We start from the raw sequence: 2,838 nt of genomic DNA on the forward strand, positions 1-2,838 counted from the left end.
GGCGAGCCCCGTATTGGTGAGCTCGATGTCGTTCGACTTCGAGCAGCAGGTGTTGACCTCGCGGTGAAACTCCTGCGCCAGGAAGTCGAGCTTGCGCCCGATCGGGCCGCCCTTGCCGATCAGCTCGCGCGCCTGCGCGACATGCGAGGCGATGCGGTCGAGCTCCTCGCGGATGTCGGCTCTGGTCGCGATGAGGATCGCCTCCTGCATCAGGCGGTCGGAATCGAAACGGTCGGAGGTGTCCAGCAGCGCAGCGATCTGCTCGGCGAGCCTGGCCTTGATCGCCTCCGGCTTGCGGCCGGGCGCGGCCTCGGCCTTCTTCGCCAGCTGCTCGACCTCGTCCACCCGCTGGGTCAGGATCTGCCCGAGCGAAGTGCCCTCGCGCTTGCGCATCTCGACGAGATCGGCCAGCGCCTTGTCGAAGGCTTCGGCCACAGCTGTGCGCGCCGCCTTGTCCTCCTCCTCGTCACCCTCGGGCTCAGCGACCTCGACGACGCCCTTGATGGCAAGGAGGCCGTCGACGCTCGGCGCCACCGCATCGACCTTGCCGGCGATCACGGCGGCGGCCTTCAGGACGGCGTTGAGCACGTCCTCGTTGACGCGGACCGTGGCGGCGGCATTGGTGCGCTTGACGGTGAGATTGGCGTAGACGGTGCCGCGCGACAAAAGCTCGCCCGCGCGCTTCTTGGCATGGGCCTCGAGCTCGTCAAACCCCTGCGGCAGCCGCACCCTGAGGTCAAAGCCCTTGGCGTTGACCGACTTCAATTCCCATTCGAACGTGTACGGCCCGCTAGCGCCGTGGCTTCGGGCAAAGCCGGTCATGGACGACAGCGCCATCAGGTCAAATTCTCCAGAAACACAGGATTCGCGAGGCCATCAAGGCACGCGAATCTTAAGACTATTTTGCCGGAAAGTGGAATCCGCAAAGTCCCGTAGGCAGGTTTGCGCGCGGCCTAGCGCGGGACCACCGGCGGCGAGGGCTGCACCGCGCCCTGCCGGGCAGGAGCGGGATTGGCGGGGCGAGGAGCAGCCGGCGGCTTCTTCTGCTGGTTCGGCCGTGCCGGTGTCGTCGCCGTCGGCGTGTCGGCAGCGCCGGGCGCAGCGGCTGCCGGCGGCTGCGCATCCTCGGCCGGCTCGACCGTGTCGTTCTGGATCTGCTTCTCCATCGCGCGCAGCTTGGCGACGTTCTTCTGGTGCGCGTCGTAGGTCTCGGTAAAGGCATGCCCGCCGGTGCCGTCGGCGACGAAGAACAGGTCGCGGGTGCGGGCCGGATTGGCGGCGGCTTCCAGCGAGGCGCGGCCGGGGTTGGCGATCGGGCCCGGCGGCAGGCCCTCGATCACATAGGTGTTGTAGGGCGAGGGCTGTGTGATCTCGCTGCGCTTGATCGGGCGGCCCAGCGTCCCCTTGCCGCCGACGAGACCGTAGATGATGGTCGGATCGGACTGCAGCTTGATCCTCTGCTTCAACCTGTTGGTGAACACGGCGGCGACGCGGCTGCGCTCGTCCGGCTTGCCCGTCTCCTTCTCGACGATCGAGGCCAGCGTCACCAGTTGCTCCGGAGTCTTGACCGGAACGTCCTGGCTGCGACGCTCCCAGATCTCGGCCAGCACGCGCTTGTGCGCCTGCTGCATGCGCTGGACCACCTGCTCGCGCGTGGTGCCGCGCGGGAACTTGTAAGTCTCGGGCAAGAGCGTGCCCTCGCGCGGCAGCTCGCGCACGCTGCCGGTGAAGATATCGTTGTCGGAGAGCCGCGCCACGATCTGCTCGGAGGTCAGGCCTTCGGGAATCGTGACCGCATGCTGCACCACCTTGCCCTCGACGATGGTGGCGATGACGTCGCGCAAGGACGCGTTCTTCTGGAACGAATACTCGCCGGGCTTGAGGTCCGAACTCGCCTTCAGCGCGGCCACACTTGCAATGAACACCCAGGGATTGACGTCGGTCACGCCTTCCCGGTTCAGCGTCTCGGCGATGTCGCGCTTGCCGGCGCGCTGCGGGATGTTGACGATCTTGTCTTCCTTGAGCGGACCCGCCGTTTCGAGCACCTGCCGGCCGTAGTAATACACGGCGCCCGCACCGATCATGGAGATCAGGAGGAGCGTGATGATGGCGTTGCCGACGATCACAAAGGGATTGCGCGCGCGGTCCGATCGCTTCGGCGGCGGCGGGACCTGCTCGGGCTCGAGCGCTGCCCGCGGACTCCGGGGCGAAATGGGCGGCCTTTCACTCATCGAAGCAACCTGAATCCTGCCGGTTCAACCGCGGCCTGACAATCGTTTGCCCTGCCAAATGCACGCGCCCACTACCATGACTATCGCCGAATACGGCAAAACGGTGGATTCGCTTCAAACACAAACTAATTGACCAAACGGCGGACGATCACCGACGCGTTGGTACCGCCAAAACCAAAAGAATTCGACAACGCTACGTTGACCTCTCGCTTCTTCGCCGCGTGCGGCACGAGATCGATCGCAGTTTCGACCGAGGGATTGTCGAGGTTGATGGTCGGCGGCACGACATTATCGCGAATCGCGAGAATGGCGAAGATCGCCTCGATCGCACCGGCCGCGCCGAGCAGATGGCCGGTCGACGATTTGGTCGAGGACATCGCGACCTTGGAGGCGGCATTGCCGAGCAGACGCTCGACCGCACCGAGCTCGATCTCGTCACCGAGCGGCGTCGAGGTGCCGTGCGCGTTGATGTAGTCGAGATCGGACGCCGTGAGGCCGGCGCGCTTCAGCGCTGCCGCCATGCTGCGGAAGCCGCCATCGCCATCGGGCGACGGCGAGGTGATGTGATAGGCATCGCCCGACAGGCCATAGCCGATCACTTCGGCAT

Annotated in this window: 3 protein-coding genes; all 3 read right to left on the reverse strand. The window is 65.8% G+C overall.

Going from position 1 to position 2,838, the window contains the following annotated elements; genetic code table 11:
- The coding region (locus AC1D00_RS34850) for a YicC/YloC family endoribonuclease (RefSeq protein ID WP_477013804.1) at positions 1-837 on the reverse strand (837 nt) is incomplete at its 3' end.
- 116 nt (positions 838-953) lie between these two features.
- Positions 954-2,231 carry an endolytic transglycosylase MltG gene (gene mltG / locus AC1D00_RS34855; RefSeq protein WP_404555728.1) on the reverse strand — a complete coding sequence of 426 codons (1,278 nt, stop codon included), beginning with the start codon at positions 2,229-2,231 and terminating at the stop codon, positions 954-956.
- 125 nt (positions 2,232-2,356) lie between these two features.
- The coding region (locus AC1D00_RS34860) for a beta-ketoacyl-[acyl-carrier-protein] synthase family protein (protein WP_477013805.1) at positions 2,357-2,838 on the reverse strand (482 nt) is incomplete at its 5' end.

It is taken from the genome of Bradyrhizobium sp. P2_E8 (assembly GCF_056403875.1).

Excerpts from the sequence above, each read along its gene's own strand:
- mltG (WP_404555728.1), bottom strand. The coding sequence starts at position 2,231 with ATGAGTGAAAGGCCGCCCATTTCGCCCCGGAGTCCGCGGGCAGCGCTC.